Source organism: Prevotella sp., assembly GCF_051059605.1.
Lineage (GTDB): Bacteria > Bacteroidota > Bacteroidia > Bacteroidales > Bacteroidaceae > Prevotella.
In genome coordinates, this window is record NZ_CP050883.1 from 1,390,087 (window position 1) to 1,407,513 (window position 17,427).

A 17,427-nucleotide genomic window follows, 5' to 3' on the forward strand; every position below is an offset into this window, starting at 1 on the left:
ACAAGCAAACCGTAAGGAACAATGTTCCCACTATAATCTTAAACAACTCAAAGTATGACCTTCCGAAAGAAAGTTTCGGGCAATTAGTAGTGCTCGGCTTTGACGTCACCGTCTTTACACCTGCACCCTATCAACGTTGTCGTCTTCAACGACCCTCTATGGAGTTCTAATCTCGCGGCTGGCTTCGCACTTAGATGCTTTCAGCGCTTATCCATTCCAGACTCAGCTACCCAGCGGTGCGCCTGGCGGCACAACTGGTAAACCGGAGGTCTGTCCATCACGGTCCTCTCGTACTAGTGACGGCACCACTCAAAACTCCCACGCCCACGATAGATAGAGACCGAACTGTCTCACGACGTTCTGAACCCAGCTCGCGTGCCACTTTAATGGGCGAACAGCCCAACCCTTGGGACCTTCTCCAGCCCCAGGATGTGACGAGCCGACATCGAGGTGCCAAACCACCCCGTCGATATGAGCTCTTGGGGGGGATCAGCCTGTTATCCCCGGAGTACCTTTTATCCTTTGAGCGACGGAGTTTCCATACACATCCGCCGGATCACTATGCCCCAGTTTCCTGCCTGCTCGGCATGTCTGCCTCCCAGTCAAGCGCCCTTATGCCATTGCACTCTATTAGGTCGGTTACCAATCGACCCGAGGGCACCTTTGGAAGCCTCCGTTACACTTTTGGAGGCGACCACCCCAGTCAAACTACCCACCAAACAATGTCCTCGCAAAAGCGAGTTAGACCTCAGACAGCCAAAGGGCCGTATTTCAAGGATGGCTCCACATACGCTGGCGCGCACGCTTCAAAGCCTCCGGCCTATCCTACACATCGGATGACCAAGGTCAATGCTAAGCTGTAGTAAAGGTTCACGGGGTCTTTTCGTCCCATCGCGGGTAATCGGCATCTTCACCGATACTACAATTTCACTGAGCTCATGGTTGAGACAGCGTCCGGATCATTACACCATTCGTGCAGGTCGGAACTTACCCGACAAGGAATTTCGCTACCTTAGGACCGTTATAGTTACGGCCGCCGTTTACCGGGGCTTCAATTCAATGCTGCATCCTTAAAGGAATGACATCTCCTCTTAACCTTCCGGCACCGGGCAGGTGTCAGACTGTATACTTCATCTTTCGAGTTAGCACAGCCCTGTGTTTTTGTTAAACAGTTGCCTGGACCTATTCTCTGCGCCTCTCCCGGAGGAGAGGACCCCTTATCCCGAAGTTACGGGGTTAATTTGCCTAGTTCCTTAACCATGAATCTCTCAACGCCTTAGTATGTTCTACCCGTCTACCTGTGTCGGATTGCGGTACGGGTACCACAGGGATTAAGTTTAGCGGATTTTCTCGGGAGTATGCTTACCAGCGCTATCAGCTTCCCCCGAAGGGGAGGCCGTACTATCAGGTTCGACTCGGAAGGTGGATTTGCCTGCCTTCCTCAACATCTACACCCTTTAACGGGGACTTCCGTCACCCCGCGGCTGTGTCACTGCTCCGTCTCCACGTCACTCCCTATGGTAGTAACGGAATATTAACCGTTTCTGCCATCGCCCTCGCCCTTCGGCTGAGACTTAGGACCCGACTAACCCCAGGCTGATTAACATTGCCTGGGAAACCTTAGACTTTTGGCGGAGGGGGATCTTACCCCTCTAATCGTTACTTATACCTACATTTGCTTTTCCATACGCTCCAGGATCAGTTATCTTCTCCATTCGACGCATATGGAATGCTCCCCTACCGATACTTTTATTATTACTATCCCGCGTCTTCGGTACCTGCCTTATACCCGATTATTATCCATGCCCGGACCCTCGACTAGTGAGCTGTTACGCACTCTTTGAATGAATGGCTGCTTCCAAGCCAACATCCTAGCTGTCACTGGGACCAGACTTCGTTAGACTAACTTAGACAGAATTTGGGGACCTTAGACGGCGGTCTGGATTCTTCTCCTCTCGGGGACGGACCTTAGCACCCGCCCCCTTACTGCATATCTGCTGCTCATGAGCATTCGGAGTTCGTCAGGTCTTGATAGGCGGTGAAGCCCTCTTGACCTATCGGTCGCTCTACCTCTCATGAGGATCGATACACGCGGCACCTAAATGCCTTTCGGGGAGTACGAGCTATCTCCAAGTTTGATTGGCCTTTCACTCCTACACTCAACTCATCCAGAAGCTTTTCAACGCTTATTGGTTCGGACCTCCATTCCGTGTTACCGGAACTTCATCCTGGTCAAGTGTAGATCACTTGGTTTCGCGTCTACCCCCTCTGACTAAACGCCCTGTTCAGGCTCGCTTTCACTGCGGTTGCGGGGCTTAACCCCTTAACCTTGCCAGAGATGGTAACTCGTAGGTTCATTATGCAAAAGGCACGCCGTCACTGATTGCTCAGCTCCGACCGCTTGTAAGCGTATGGTTTCAGGAACTATTTCACTCTTCTTATCGAAGTTCTTTTCACCTTTCCCTCACGGTACTGGTACACTATCGGTCTCACAGGAGTATTTAGCCTTACCGGATGGTCCCGGCAGATTCGCGCAGAATTCCTCGTGCTCCGCGTTACTCAGGATACCACTATGTCGGTTTCAACTTCACATAAGGGGCTATCACCCGCTATGGCTGAACTTTCCAGTTCATTCTGTTCATTGTTGCCGTACAACAGCGTGGTCCTACAACCCCGGCGGTGCGTTGCCACATCACCGGTTTGGGCTGTTCCCCGTTCGCTCGCCACTACTAGGGGAATCATTATTTATTTTCTCTTCCTCCGGGTACTAAGATGTTTCAGTTCCCCGGGTTAACCCTCACGACTGGCGTGAGTGACTGTCCTTCAGACAGACGGGTTGTCCCATTCGGAAATCTTCGGATCAACGGCTATTTGCACCTACCCGAAGCTTATCGCAGCTTATCACGTCCTTCATCGTCTCTGTGAGCCTAGGCATCCACCATACGCCCTTTCTTACTTTCTTTCGCCAACATGACAGTAAATGTCATGAGGTTGCTCATACTTTCAGCTGTTAAGTGAAATCTAAAAAATCTTGCGATTTGTTGATTTCAAAGTTTGAACTTTGTTACTTTACAGTTTTGCTTGTGTCAATATGTCAAAGATCTATGTGGAATACATATACTTAATCAAAAGCATGTTCCTTGTGTGGAGAATAACGGATTCGAACCGTTGACCCCCTGCTTGCAAAGCAGGTGCTCTAGCCAGCTGAGCTAATCCCCCGTGGGATTTTAAGGAGTAGTCCCAGGCAGACTTGAACTGCCGACCTCCACATTATCAGTGTGGCGCTCTAACCAACTGAGCTATAGGACTATATCTTCCAGCTGGTTCATTCAAGCTACGTGGGCTTATTGTGCCCAGCTTCCTTATTTCTCTTATATGTATAAACAGTTCAGTGAGTACAAGAAGGAAAAGAACCAAACTCTTGTTCTATCCTTATATATAATCCTTTGTCGGAAAATCGTCTCCAGAAAGGAGGTGTTCCAGCCGCACCTTCCGGTACGGCTACCTTGTTACGACTTAGCCCCAATTACCAGTTTTGCCCTAGGCCGTTCCTTGCGGTCACGGACTTCAGGCACCCCCGGCTTTCATGGCTTGACGGGCGGTGTGTACAAGGCCCGGGAACGTATTCACCGCGCCATGGCTGATGCGCGATTACTAGCGAATCCAGCTTCGTGAGGTCGGGTTGCAGACCTCAGTCCGAACTGGGACCGGCTTTAAGGATTGGATTACTTTTGCAAGCAACCGTCTCTCTGTACCGGCCATTGTAACACGTGTGTAGCCCCGGACGTAAGGGCCGTGCTGATTTGACGTCATCCCCACCTTCCTCACACCTTACGGTGGCAGTATCTCCAGAGTGCCCAGCATGACCTGATGGCAACTAAAGAAAGGGGTTGCGCTCGTTATGGCACTTAAGCCGACACCTCACGGCACGAGCTGACGACAACCATGCAGCACCTTCACAGAGGCCCCGAAGGGCATCACCATCTCTGGATCTTTCCTCTGCAATTCAAGCCCGGGTAAGGTTCCTCGCGTATCATCGAATTAAACCACATGTTCCTCCGCTTGTGCGGGCCCCCGTCAATTCCTTTGAGTTTCACCGTTGCCGGCGTACTCCCCAGGTGGGATGCTTAATGCTTTCGCTTGGCCGCTGGCCCAGGTGGGTCAACAGCGGGCATCCATCGTTTACCGTGCGGACTACCAGGGTATCTAATCCTGTTCGATACCCGCACTTTCGAGCTTCAGCGTCAGTTGTGCTCCCGTAAGCTGCCTTCGCAATCGGAGTTCTTCGTGATATCTAAGCATTTCACCGCTACACCACGAATTCCGCCTACGTTGCGCACACTCAAGTCTGCCAGTTCGCGCTGCAATTCAGATGTTGAGCATCTACATTTCACAACACGCTTAACAGACGGCCTACGCTCCCTTTAAACCCAATAAATCCGGATAACGCCTGGACCTTCCGTATTACCGCGGCTGCTGGCACGGAATTAGCCGGTCCTTATTCATACAGTACCTACAAATAACCACACGTGGCTAACTTTATTCCTGTATAAAAGCAGTTTACAACCCATAGGGCCGTCATCCTGCACGCTACTTGGCTGGTTCAGGCTTCCGCCCATTGACCAATATTCCTCACTGCTGCCTCCCGTAGGAGTTTGGACCGTGTCTCAGTTCCAATGTGGGGGACCTTCCTCTCAGAACCCCTACTGATCGTTGCCTTGGTGGGCCGTTACCCCGCCAACAAGCTAATCAGACGCATCCCCATCCACAACCGATAAATCTTTATTCCTCGTCAGATGACATCTGAGGAAATCATAGGGTATTAGTCTTACTTTCGCAAGGTTATTCCCTAGTTGGGGGCAGGTTGGATACGCGTTACTCACCCGTGCGCCGGTCGTCGACAAGGAAAGCAAGCTTTCCTCTCGTTACCCCTCGACTTGCATGTGTTAAGCCTGTAGCTAGCGTTCATCCTGAGCCAGGATCAAACTCTCCATTGTAAAATATTATATATTCTATTTCTAGAATGTCTGTAATCTGTTCAGAACGAATCTCCTAAATTATTGTAGTCTAAAACCTGATTTTTTCGAAACCGAACTGATGTCCGGTGACGGTTTGTTTCTTTTTACCCGAGTACCGAAATAAATTCCAGCACTCGCTTCTTGTACTACTTTTCTGTCTATGTAAATCTTTTCAAAGAACTCTTTCTTATAACTCCTATTTCTAAAAGTTTAATCGCTGTTCGTTTTGAGGCGAAAGCGATTGCAAAAGTATAGCAAATTTTCCATACTCACAAATGTTTTAACGAAAAAGTTTGTTTTTTATTTGATTTTTTCCGTTTAATTTACATACAGCACCTTATTTTAGATCAATTCACTCTATAATTCACTAATTTGAGCCATAAAAGCTATTTCACTATTGCAAACGCTTAACTCAAAAATAAACATCGTTCATAATAAAGATAAACAGATCGTGGAATCGCCAACTAAGATAATTCAGTTACAGAATCTAATCTACACCTTATTATATATAAGCATTCCGATAGTCAAAAAATAAAATTCATCTAATAAATTGATTGATTAAACTATATATTGATAATATATTGTTCATCTGATCAATCGGATGAACAATAATACTCCCATCTAAAGTTATAAAAACCTTTTTGAGGATTATTCGCCCATTTCGGGGATGATATGCTTCATAAAAAGACACTCTACCAGAAAAAGTTTTTTTAATGCCACTAATGTCATAATGTCACAAACCCTTTGTTTATAAGGGCTGAGCGAGTGACATTAAGTGACATTATCGAGGTAAAAGTGACATTAAACGGCAAATCACACCTGTTTTTGGCGATTTTTTGGCAAATATACTATGCATGTATAGACACTTTTTCGTTTATGATGGTCTATACTTGTCATTATGTGCATTATACTTCATAAAATATTTGGGGTTTCTCTCAAAACCCAATTGTAATAATAGTGGTAATTGCCATCAATTCTATTCTTGTAGTCTTATTGATAATCATTTGTTTACCTGCACTGAATAATACCCTTTTTCACGTTAGGCAATTCAATTACCTAACGTGGGTAATTGAGTTGTTCACGTTGTGTAACCCGATTACCTACGTTGGGTAATCGGATTACACACGTGCTGAGGTAATCGAGTTACACACGTGTCGGTGTAATCGGATTACCCAAAAGCTGTGAAAATTTAGGTAATCGTTTATGCACTCTGTTTCTATATTTATTTGCATCCTTCAAATTCATTCTTAGATGTTTACATATATGTATGGAGAAGATTTTGAATTATTCATACTATTCAGGAAGCCTGCGTATATGTTCGATAAAACTTCATCAGCACAAACATGTATTATGTAAATAGCATAATTGCGAAAAAAACGCTAAAAACAAGTATGATTTGCCGTTTAATGTCACTTTTACCTTGATAATGTCACTTAATGTCACTGGCTGAAGCCCGATAGACAAAGGGTTTGTGACATTATGACATTAGTGACATTAAAAAAACTTTTTCTAGTAGAGGGCGCTAACATACATTTTATTTCTTCTCTGCATAATTAGTAATACTGCGACAAATATACAAAAGCTTGAGAGTTTACTCTACCCTCTCAAGATATATAGCAAGCAAATACACCAAAAAGTGGTCGAACCATTTTTCGAATAAACCTAAAGAGATATGACTTTTTTAATCCAAATAATCGTATTAACTTTATTGTTGAAATACTTATATTAACTACCAAACAAGTGAATATTGGAAAATTATGTTGAGATAAAAAAAGTCCTTTTTATTTTGTATTGTGTTCGGCTTACAGTATCTTTGCATAAAATAGGCTCAAATCGGGATAATATCCAAACATGCTTGATATTTATGCCCACGCTTACATTAACTTTACACTTAGAAATGAGATATGGAGGATTTTGAAGAGAAAAACGATAAACAACCTTTAGTTGACTTTGGACCAGTAGAAGACAAGTCGAAAGGAATCATAAAAGTTATTGGAGTTGGCGGAGGAGGATGCAACGCTGTCAACAATATGTATCGTGAGGGTATCGTAAACGTTACTTTCGCTGTACTTAATACCGATAGTCAATCTTTGCAAAAATCACCTGTCACAGTGAAACTTCCACTTGGCGACACAGGACTTGGCGCCGGCGCTAATCCAGAAATAGGCAAAGACGCAGCTATGTCGAGTATAGAACAAATTCACCAACTACTTGATGACGGCACGAAAATGGCATTCATAACGGCCGGAATGGGTGGAGGCACAGGAACTGGTGCTGCCCCAATTATAGCAGGTGAAGCAAAAAAAATGGGAATACTCACTATCGGAATCGTCACTATCCCATTCTATTTTGAAAAGAGAAAAAAAATAATAAAGGCACTGCACGGCGTTGAAGAAATGCGCAAAAATGTTGATGCCTTGCTAATTATAAATAATGAAAGAATATGCGACATATTCTCTAATGAAGAAGTTGCCGTGAAAGATGCTTTCAAACGAGCCGACCAGATACTTAGCGATGCCACGAAATCAATATCTGAACTCATAACTGTTCAAGGAGACATAAACCTAGACTTCTGTGATGTAGAATCAACTCTTCGAGGAGGTGGTGGTGCAATAATGGCTATGGGGCAGGGAGAAGGTGAACATCGTGTGGAAAAATCTGTTGTTGACGCATTGGACTCCCCACTTATATATGGAAACGAAATTGACAAAGCAAAACGAATATTGCTTAATATATATACAAGCAAGGACTATCCACTTCTGGTTAGCGAAATGAACGAAATAGACCAGTTCATGGATGCATTAGATCCAAACATTGACGTTATATGGGGTGTTAGTAACGATAATACTCTTGGCAAAAATGCTAAAGTGACAATCCTTGCCACAGGCTTTGAAGACGATGGAGAGGACGATCTTATTGATTCTACAAATGATTACTATTTTGAATCATTGATAGAAAAACTATACAAACCTTACAAGAGAAAGATATTTGATTTTGGTTTTAAAAATGAAAATGAATTCACTCCAGCAACAACTGTTGAAGATGAACCAGAAGACTTTCATGATGTACAACAAAATTATGATGAAAACGAACTATCTGAAGATAAAGTTGAAGAAGAAGAACCAGAAGAAAATAATTCTATAACATTCAAAATTTCTGCTGAAGATAATACAACAAGCAAAATTCCGGATGAACCTAGAAAAAAAATGTCGGATAATAATATGAATGTCTCTGAGGTACCGAATTTCAATCATCACAAAGCTTCTTTGCTTGACAAAGCTAAGTTTCTCATGGGCAAAATAACAGAACTGACACAAGATCCGGAATAAACAAAGTTTAACCAACTTAATAATACTGTACAAAATAAACAAACAGCGGATAATCTGATTATATAGCTATAACATATAACTGTGAAAATAATTTTAATATTGTTCATTTTTTCCGTAAAAATGCTAAAAATTAAGTTTATAGGTGTTTGATGTTTAAAAAGTCTTTGCCATTTAAGATAAAAACGGTAAATTTGCGTTGTTTTAAATATAAGGAAAATAAATATAATTATGAATAAGAAAATTTTAATTCCCCTTATTATTGTAGGTATTCTACTCATCAGCGGTATTATTTACCTGTCTGTGAATCTAAAATCACAAAAACAAGAGAATAAAGCTATGCAGGAATTGGCAGAGCTTGACAAGAAAGAGATGGAAAACGAGTATCAGCAATTCGCCAATCAGTATAGCGAAATGAAAACTCAGATAAACAATGATTCTATCGTTGCACAAATTACAACAGAGCAAGAACGCACGCAAAGACTGCTTCAAGAACTTAAACATGTAAAAAGCACCGACGCAGTAGAAATTACACGCCTTAAAAAAGAATTGGCAACCGTAAGAAAAGTATTGCGCAGCTACGTATTAGAAATAGATTCCTTAAATCGCTTGAACAAGAACCTATCAGACGAGAACTATCACATAAAAGGACAATACGAAGAAGCAACAAAACAAATTGCCGGACTTAATACAGAAAGAGCCTCATTGTCTGAGAAAGTAGCAATGGCCTCGCAGTTAGATGCTATCGGTATTAACATGTCTGCAAGAAACAAGAATGGGAAAAATACCAATAAATTGAAAAAGGCAACAGCATTCCAACTTAGCTTCAGCATAGCAAAGAACGTGACTGCTGCCAATGGAAATAAAACTATTTATGTAAGAATAACATCACCTACAGGAACTCTACTAGGAGGTTCAGATTCTTTTAGGTATGAGAATAGAAGCTTAGAAAGTTCAATGCAGAAGACTATCGAATACGGTGGTCAGGAAACTCCAGTAACTATGTATTGGAACGTATCACAAGCTTTAGTAGAAGGAACATACAACGTAAGCATATTTGCTGACGGTAATATGATTGGTTCAAGAAGCTTTACATTTAAATAAATGAAGAAGATAATATCATTATTCATATTTTTTGGCGCATTTATGTCTGCCGAGGCTCAAAGAACATTGAGCCTTGACAGTTGTCGTGTATTAGCATTGCACAACAACAAACAGATAAATATTTCTAAGCTAAAACAGGATATGGCTATGAATATAAGAAAAGCTGCCAAAACAAAGTATCTTCCAAAAGTTGATGCTGCTGGTGGTTATGAATATTTTAGTGAATCCATATCTCTGCTAAGTAAAGATGAAAAGAACCAACTGAACAATTTAGGTACTAGTACAGCCACATTAGCAGGCGGTAGTTTGTCAAGCATGGTTACAGGACTTGTACAACAAGGTGTTATTCCAGCAAGTGTAGCACAGCAAATAAGCGGTGTCATGGGACAACTAGGCACGCCAATGGCTGCTGCAGGCAACCAGATAGGCAATTCAATAGTAAAATCATTAGAAACAGACACTCATAATATTTGGGGAGGAGCAATAATGGTACGCCAACCTATTTATATGGGTGGTGCCATAACTGCAATCAATAATATAGCGAAGATTAACGAAAGTCTTGCAGAAAATGATGCAGACTATAAGACCCAGTCTACATTATATAACATTGACCAAGCCTATTGGTTGGTTGTTTCACTAAAACAAAAACAGTTGCTAGCAAACAGTTATCTCAATTTAGTAAAAAAATTGAATAGTGATGTTCAAAAAATGATAAAGGAAGGTGTAGCTACAAATGCCGATGGACTGAGAGTTAACGTGAAAGAAAACGAAGCAGAAATGCAAGTTACACAAGTTGAGGATGGACTGACATTATCCAAGATGATGCTTTGCCAACTCTGTGGCATACCAATGAGTGATAATATAACTCTTGCCGACGAAAACAGTGATAGTCTAAACATAGACATGTCACAACAAACAGACAATGTAGCAGACAAAGATGCAGCTAGCAACAACCGTCCAGAGCTACGTATGTTACAAAATAGCATAGAAATAAGCGAACAAGCAACAAGGCTTGTTAGAGCTGCATATTTACCACATGTTCTTCTGACAGGAGGGTACCTTGTTAGTAATCCGAATGTATATAATAGTTTTGAAAGAAAATTCGCAGGAACGTGGAATGTTGGCGTAATTGTACAAGTACCTGTATGGAATTGGTTTGAAAGTTCATATAAAATAAGAGCTTCAAAAGCAGCTACATGCATGGCCCAAATGGAATTATGCGATACTAAAGAAAAAATAGACTTACAGATAACACAGAGCCAATTTAAAGTAAAGGAAGCACACAAGAAACTTAATATGGCACGTAAAAATATAAAAAGTGCAGAGGAAAACCTACGTTGTGCAAATCTTGGATTTAAAGAAGGTATAATGGAGACAACAGACGTAATGACAGCACAGACAGCATGGCAACAGGCTCAAAGTCAGAAAATAGACGCTGAGGTCGAAGTGAAATTATCCCTTGTAAACCTCCAGAAGGCTCTTGGAGTATTAAGATATTAAAATTGTTGAAAATAGAAATATAATAATCATGTCAGCAAAATCACAGCATAACAACATTCTACTAGCAGTATTGGGATTTACTCTTGTAGTCGTGGTTGTAGGATTAATCGGTTTCTTTACTCTTGGGAAGCAAGATGAAACCATTCAGGGAGAAGTTGAAGTTTCTGAATACAGAGTTTCATGTAAACTTCCTGGTCGAATTGTGGAATTAAGAGTAAAAGAGGGAGACTATGTACATGTAGGCGACACACTTGCAATACTTGAAATTCCAGAAATTGACGCACAGAAGAAGGTAGCACAGGCTACAGGAAATGCAGCTAAAGCATTGCAAGACCTTACTGATGCAGGCGCACGCAAAGAACAAATACAAGGAGCCTATGAGCTGGTACAGCAGGCAAAAGCAGCAGAGGATATTGCGAAGAAATCATATACTCGTATGCAACATCTTTATGATGAGGGAGTTATGAGTGGTCAGAAACGTGACGAGGCTTTTGCTGCCTATAAAGCTACAGAAGCTCAGGTTAAGGCTGCGCAAAGTCAATATGAACTTGCTCGCAATGGCGCACGTGAACAAGAAAAACGTATAGCAGCAAATAATGCCAAAGCTGCACAGAGCACTGTAGACGTAGTAAGTTCACTACTAAAGGAAACAGTACAGATTGCACAGGTAGAAGGTGAAGTTAGCGATGTATACCCAAAGGTTGGAGAACTTGTAGGTATGGGTTCTCCTATCATGAGCATTTCTATCATGAGCGATAAGTGGGGTACTTTCAACATACGCGAGGACCAATTGAAAGGCATGAAGATAGGTGATACATTTACTGCATTCATACCAGCCTTCAACAAAGACATCAGAATGAAAGTATATTATATAAAGGATCAAGGGAGCTATGCCGTTTGGAAGGCAACTAAGACTACTGGTCAATACGATTTGAAGACTTTTGAAGTTAAGGCACACCCAATTGATAAATTAGATGGTCTACGCCCTGGAATGAGTTTGATAAAGAAATAAATGCATTTTTTTAAACAGATATATAATATAGCAATTCGCGAATGCGGAATACTCATGAGAAATCCTATATATGGATTTTGCATGGTTATATTCCCTATACTTGTTATTTCTTTTTTTACGTCGTTAATGAACAACGGTCTACCCACTGATATGCCAGTAGGAGTTGTAGACCTTGACAACACTGCCACTACCCGTTCGATGATAAGGCACCTTGATGCCTTTCAGACTACTAAAGTAGTTGCTGAATATAATAACGTAAATGAGGCAAGACAAGCAATACAGGAAAACAAAATATATGCTTTTCTATATATACCAAGAGGAACAACTGATGGACTGATGACATCAAGTCAACCTAAGATATCTTTCTATTATAGCAATGTGACACTAGTTGCCGGATCTATGTTATTTCGTGATTTGAAGACCATATCATCTCTAGGTTCAGCGTCTGTTGGCAAAACAAAACTTAGTTCATTTGGAAAGACAGATGATGAAATTAAGACATTTCTGCAACCTATAGCAATAGATTTGCACATGATCGGGAATCCATGGTCAAATTACAATGTTTATCTAAGTACAGTAATGGTTCCAGGAATATTAATGCTATTCATATTTCTACTAACACCTTATTCTATAGGTACAGAACTTAAATTCAAACGTTCAAAGGAATGGTTTGCAATGGCGGGTAACAATCCTTGGATAGCTATTACCGGTAAGCTACTCCCACAATTTATGATATTTCTTACAATATTCTATATTTTTGAATTTTATATTTATTACATATTAGGATTTCCACATCCAGGTGGTGTATTTACAATGCTACTACTTGGTTTTCTTGCAGTAGTATCTGCACAAGGATTCGGTGTTTTTGCATTCGGCCTCATGCCATCTCTTAGAATGTCAATGAGTATCTGCTCACTATGGGCTGTGGTAAGTTTCTCTACAAGTGGAGCAACATATCCGGCTTTTTCAATGAATCCTATCATACAGGAATTGACAAATTTGTTTCCGCTGCGCCACTATTACATGATATATCAAATCAACATTTTTAACGGTTACCCACTGATGGACGCATGGTTCAGTATATCAGCCCTTATACTATTCGCATTACTGCCGATATTCGTGATGGGAAACATCAAAAGGGCTATGCTACTTTATGTATATATACCATAATGGAGAAGAACGAAGGATTATTAAACAAGATACTAAATGGTCTCAGAGATATGTGTTATATCTGGGCTAAAGAAATGCGCTCAACCATTACTGATGAAGGTGTGCTCATTTTCTTTATACTTGTACCACTAGGATACCCTCTACTCTACTCATGGATATACAATAATGAAGTAGTTAGAGAGGTTCCTGTAGCCATAGTAGACCAATCACACAGCCAGACAAGCCGTGAATTTATTCGTGAAGTAGACGCAAGCCCTGACACAAAGGTCGCATATTACTGTAACAGTATAGAAGAGGCAAAAGATCTAATAGGTAAGCAGAAAGTACATGGTGTATTGTATTTCCCAAAAGATTTTGCCACAAAACTGTTTCGTTCAGAACAAGCGCATATGAGTTTATACTGCGATATGAGTCTTATGCTTACTTATAAAGCTATATACCAAACAGCTCAAACTGTTGCCGGAAAAATCAACAGTAATATCCAAATAAGTAAATCCAAAGACTATACCAATAGGGATGATGAAATAACAACAAAGCCACTTGACTTTGTTGAAGTTCCTATATTTAATTCCACTGGAGGATATGGAAATGCTATAATACCAGGAGTGCTTATACTTATTCTACAACAAACATTAATGTTGGGAATTGGTCTTGGTGCAGGAACAGCACGTGAAAGTAACAGATATAAAGATCTTGTGCCTATAAGTCGACACTATATCGGAATATTCAGAATAGTACTTGGTAAATCTATGTGCTATTTTATGATTTATAGTATAATGGCCGCATATATAACAATGTGCGTTCCACGATTTTTCAATTACACAATGCTTGCATCTGGAATAGATTTACTAGGGCTTATGGTTCCATTTCTTTCAGCTGTTATATTCTTTGGAATGGCATTGTCATGTTTAGTTAGATATAGAGAGAACGTAATGCTACTGGTAATATTTACATCAGTGCCACTATTATTCATGTCAGGTATTTCATGGCCACAAGCAGATATACCGGGTGTATGGCAAGCTATTAGCTATATATTCCCATCTACATTCGGAATTAGAGGATTCCTAAGAATAAGTAGTATGGGCGGAACTTTATCCGATATACAGCCAGAAGTAACAGCTTTGTGGATACAAACTATAGTATACTTATTCCTTACATGTGCTGTATATAGATTCCAGATTAGTAATACGCGAAAACATGCTTATGATAAGATTGAGAATCTAAAGAAGAAAGCTATTGAAGCAAAGAAAAAAAACAAAAAGACTGAAGAATAAACATATTATAAAAATAGGTGGAGAACTAATAAATTCTCCACCTATTTTATTTATTTAATAAGTAACCAATCAGTCTTTCATCTTTACTATTTCTGTAGGAGCCTGTTCCTTGTTTCTACGATTGACAACTGTAATAACAGACTGTGCCAAGCTCAAGAAAGCCTGACCTGTAATTGTGTCAACTTTAGTTGCTGCAGGTTCACCGGCATCACCACTCTCACAAATACTCTGAACAATAGGAATCTGAGCCAACAAAGCTACACCTAGTTCATTAGCTAAGTTCTTTGCTCCGTCCTGTCCAAAGATATAATACTTATTATTTGGTAATTCGGCAGGAGTGAAATAAGCCATATTTTCAACAAGCCCAAGAATAGGTACATTAACCTTATCGTTGCTATACATATCAATACCTTTACGTGCATCAGCAAGAGCCACTTTCTGAGGAGTACTGACGATAACCGCACCTGTAATAGAAAGGGTTTGCAGTAATGTAAGATGTATATCACTTGTACCAGGAGGGGTATCAAGTATAAAATAATCCAAATCTCCCCAATCAGCATCAGCAATAAGTTGCTTCAAAGCAGATGTTGCCATACCTCCACGCCATAAAGTCGCAGTATCCGGATTTACGAAAAAGCCTATACTTAATAGTTTTACACCATATTTTTCTATCGGCTCTATTAGTTGTCTACCATCCTTATTTACGCCAGAAGGGCGAGCATCCTCAACGCCAAACATTTTAGGCATTGAAGGACCGAATATATCAGTATCAAGAAGTCCTACCTTATATCCTAAGCGAGCCAAAGCTATGGCAAGATTAGCAGAGACAGTACTCTTACCTACTCCACCTTTACCAGAACTTACTGCAATAATATTCTTTACCTGCGGTAGAAGTTTACCCACCTCTGGACGTGGAGCTGATTTAAATTCAGTTTCGATAGTAACCTCAACATTCTTATCAATATGATAATGAATAGCAGCCTCAGCCGCCTTTACTGTAGATTTGAGAAATGGATCTGTGTCACGAGGGAAAATTAGTGTGACGGCAACCTTCATTCCATCAATATGCACATTATCCATAGCAACCATGTCACTATCCACGAGGTTCTTTTTCGTTCCAGGATAGACAACTGTCGCTAAGGCATCTGTAATTAGTTTTGGGTATAATGTCATAATCTAATAATTTATTTATAATGCAAAAGTAATTATATTTTTTGATTAAACACAATGAGAGCCAAAAAAAATAGTGCATTGTCTCACGACTATGCACTATTAAGTTAACTCAACTTTAAAATTTTGTATACTGACACCCTCACGAGCATAAGCACACACGACTAATTAAAATAATCTCATCAATTAATGATGAGTATATCTTTGATATGGAAATAAATCCATAACGTGATTCTGCTTAAACATGTATAAATATACGTGATATACTATAAAAAAACACTGTATCTATACATCTTTGCAAATGTACACTTAAATTTTTAAATCAACAAACTTTTTGCATTTTTTCACTTACCTGTTTCTGAGCCACTTCTCTTTGGTCTATGATAGCTTCTGTAATCATCCAAAGGTATCTCAATATCAGGTTCATTTAGTTCGCCATCATGTGGCAAATTAAACTTCATATACTTTATATTCAATCCCCTTTCAATCCACATACTTTCGTAATAAGTTTGAATTGAAAGAATTTTTTGAGTCTCTGAATCCAAATCATCATGATACAGATCTTCCGTACAAAGAAGCACTGGCAACTTGTTTACGTCAACCATATACTTTGTATAAGTAAATAGGAAATTAGAATCAGTTTTTAAATGAATGATACCTTCATCAACAAGAAAACGGCGATATCTGTCCATGAAGAAAGTACTAGTGAGTCGCTTATGTGCGTTTTTCATCTGAGGATCACTAAAAGTGAGCCATATCTCCTCTACTTCATCAGTATCGAAAAACCTATCAATAATCTCTATGTTAGTTCTAAGAAAAGCAACATTTTCAAGATTGGCTTCTATTGCTTTTTTAGCTCCAGTCCACATACGTGCACCCTTGATGTCTACACCAACAAAGTTTACATTTGGATACAGTTTGGCAAGCTCTACGGTATATTCGCCCTTACCACAGCCAAGTTCCAATACTATAGGATTATCATTCTTAAAAAAATCTTGATTCCAATGTCCCTTCATATCAAAAGGTACATTGTCTATAATAGAAAACGGGTATTGAAACACGTTTCTGAATGTTTCCATCTCCGCAAACTTTTCTAATTTTCCTTTACTCATAAATGTATATTCATAAAATTAAAAAGGTCGTACCCGTGTAGTTTTGTGTACTTCGGATACGATCTTATTATGTAGTTGTATTTGTTCTATTCGGCAATATTCTGCTGCTCTTCAGCTTTCAGATCTTCATAGAAGTGGGCATGAGCTGTTAAATTGTATGGTGTAAGGAATAATAATCCTATTCCACATGTTATTATACTAAGGATAAGCCAGCCTATCATGCTTAAATCGAGTAAGAATAAATCCATTTTATGACCTTTCATCATTGCCATACTCTTTTCAATAGCTGAATTGTATTTCAAATCAGGGTCATCCAATAAGATATAATTGGTCATACTGTATGAGTACATCTTTATAATTCCAGGGATGATAAGTAATAGCGTCCAAAGCAGTGTATATATTCCTACAAGTAGGTTAGTTAGCATTATTCGAATATAGTCCTTGAATCCTTCAAACATTTTGCCAAGGTCTAGTTCTTGATCTCCTTTGCGTATGTTTTCTAAAAACATTATTTCAAATCCCCAGAAGATAGGTAATAATACAATCTGTATGATATTGCCAAGTGGATCTGATATTGTCGAACATGATTGTGTTAAGGTAACACCATAAGAGAATGCTATTGGTATTCCCCCAAATATTATCATATATATAAGGGTAGCAATAGCAGAGTTTCCCCATTTACCAGTTAGCGATTCTATCGCTCTGTCTTTGTAACCAGAAATATTGTCCATAGTATTTTTG

At 40.1% G+C, this 17,427-nt stretch carries 9 protein-coding genes, 2 tRNA genes and 2 rRNA genes; 6 read left to right on the forward strand and 7 right to left on the reverse strand.

Translation table 11 applies throughout. From position 1 onward, the window contains the following. Window positions 1–64: 64 nt before the first annotated feature. From HEQ28_RS05745 to HEQ28_RS05760, 4 genes are all read right to left on the reverse strand, one after another. Window positions 65–2,962 (reverse strand): 23S ribosomal RNA (locus tag HEQ28_RS05745). 183 nt (window positions 2,963–3,145) lie between these two features. Beyond that, a tRNA-Ala gene (locus tag HEQ28_RS05750) sits at window positions 3,146–3,219 on the reverse strand. A 16-nt stretch (window positions 3,220–3,235) separates the two neighbouring features. Further along, window positions 3,236–3,309, reverse strand: a tRNA-Ile gene (locus HEQ28_RS05755). A 158-nt stretch (window positions 3,310–3,467) separates the two neighbouring features. Further along, window positions 3,468–4,997 (reverse strand): 16S ribosomal RNA (locus tag HEQ28_RS05760). Together the 16S and 23S rRNA genes with 2 tRNA genes alongside form the textbook arrangement of a ribosomal RNA operon. Window positions 4,998–6,922: 1,925 nt before the next feature. On the opposite strand from HEQ28_RS05760, the gene ftsZ reads away from it, so the two are divergent. The 6 genes from ftsZ (at window position 6,923) to HEQ28_RS05790 (ending at window position 14,404) form a co-directional block, all read left to right on the forward strand. Then, window positions 6,923–8,347, forward strand: a complete 1,425-nt coding sequence (gene ftsZ / locus HEQ28_RS05765; protein WP_434504196.1) for a cell division protein FtsZ — start codon at window positions 6,923–6,925, stop codon at window positions 8,345–8,347. A 228-nt stretch (window positions 8,348–8,575) separates the two neighbouring features. After that, a complete protein-coding gene (locus tag HEQ28_RS05770; protein ID WP_434504197.1) occupies window positions 8,576–9,448 on the forward strand; it encodes a hypothetical protein in 873 nt (290 codons plus the stop codon). Next, on the forward strand, window positions 9,449–10,948 hold the full coding sequence (locus HEQ28_RS05775; protein WP_434504198.1) for a TolC family protein: 1,500 nt from the start codon (window positions 9,449–9,451) through the stop codon (window positions 10,946–10,948). Window positions 10,949–10,976: 28 nt separating this feature from the next. Next, the gene (locus HEQ28_RS05780) at window positions 10,977–11,960 is read left to right on the forward strand and encodes an HlyD family secretion protein (protein ID WP_434504199.1); all 984 of its coding nucleotides are present in this window, start codon (window positions 10,977–10,979) and stop codon (window positions 11,958–11,960) included. Further along, window positions 11,961–13,130 carry an ABC transporter permease gene (locus tag HEQ28_RS05785; protein WP_434504200.1) on the forward strand — a complete coding sequence of 390 codons (1,170 nt, stop codon included), beginning with the start codon at window positions 11,961–11,963 and terminating at the stop codon, window positions 13,128–13,130. Continuing rightward, window positions 13,130–14,404 carry an ABC transporter permease gene (locus tag HEQ28_RS05790; protein ID WP_434504201.1) on the forward strand — a complete coding sequence of 425 codons (1,275 nt, stop codon included), beginning with the start codon at window positions 13,130–13,132 and terminating at the stop codon, window positions 14,402–14,404. Before HEQ28_RS05785 ends, HEQ28_RS05790 begins: the two co-directional genes overlap by 1 nt. Window positions 14,405–14,473: 69 nt before the next feature. On the opposite strand, the gene HEQ28_RS05795 is transcribed toward HEQ28_RS05790, so the two are convergent. The 3 genes from HEQ28_RS05795 to HEQ28_RS05805 form a co-directional block, all read right to left on the reverse strand. Next, window positions 14,474–15,577, reverse strand: coding sequence for an Mrp/NBP35 family ATP-binding protein (locus HEQ28_RS05795; RefSeq protein ID WP_434504202.1), 1,104 nt, complete (start codon window positions 15,575–15,577; stop codon window positions 14,474–14,476). A gap of 341 nt (window positions 15,578–15,918) precedes the next feature. Next, window positions 15,919–16,686, reverse strand: a complete 768-nt coding sequence (gene trmB / locus HEQ28_RS05800; protein WP_434504203.1) for a tRNA (guanosine(46)-N7)-methyltransferase TrmB — start codon at window positions 16,684–16,686, stop codon at window positions 15,919–15,921. 86 nt (window positions 16,687–16,772) lie between these two features. After that, window positions 16,773–17,417: a DUF975 family protein gene (locus tag HEQ28_RS05805; protein ID WP_434504204.1), complete on the reverse strand. Its 645-nt coding sequence runs from the start codon at window positions 17,415–17,417 to the stop codon at window positions 16,773–16,775. Window positions 17,418–17,427 lie beyond the last annotated feature (10 nt).

What these genes read in the sequence shown, in the direction of transcription:
- HEQ28_RS05805 (WP_434504204.1), bottom strand. Translation starts at nt 17,417, where the DNA reads ATGGACAATATTTCTGGTTACAAAGACAGAGCGATAGAATCGCTAACT.
- ftsZ (WP_434504196.1), top strand. Translation starts at nt 6,923, where the DNA reads ATGGAGGATTTTGAAGAGAAAAACGATAAACAACCTTTAGTTGACTTT.
- HEQ28_RS05790 (WP_434504201.1), top strand. Translation starts at nt 13,130, where the DNA reads ATGGAGAAGAACGAAGGATTATTAAACAAGATACTAAATGGTCTCAGA.
- HEQ28_RS05785 (WP_434504200.1), top strand. Translation starts at nt 11,961, where the DNA reads ATGCATTTTTTTAAACAGATATATAATATAGCAATTCGCGAATGCGGA.
- HEQ28_RS05780 (WP_434504199.1), top strand. Translation starts at nt 10,977, where the DNA reads ATGTCAGCAAAATCACAGCATAACAACATTCTACTAGCAGTATTGGGA.
- trmB (WP_434504203.1), bottom strand. Translation starts at nt 16,686, where the DNA reads ATGAGTAAAGGAAAATTAGAAAAGTTTGCGGAGATGGAAACATTCAGA.
- HEQ28_RS05775 (WP_434504198.1), top strand. Translation starts at nt 9,449, where the DNA reads ATGAAGAAGATAATATCATTATTCATATTTTTTGGCGCATTTATGTCT.
- HEQ28_RS05795 (WP_434504202.1), bottom strand. Translation starts at nt 15,577, where the DNA reads ATGACATTATACCCAAAACTAATTACAGATGCCTTAGCGACAGTTGTC.
- HEQ28_RS05770 (WP_434504197.1), top strand. Translation starts at nt 8,576, where the DNA reads ATGAATAAGAAAATTTTAATTCCCCTTATTATTGTAGGTATTCTACTC.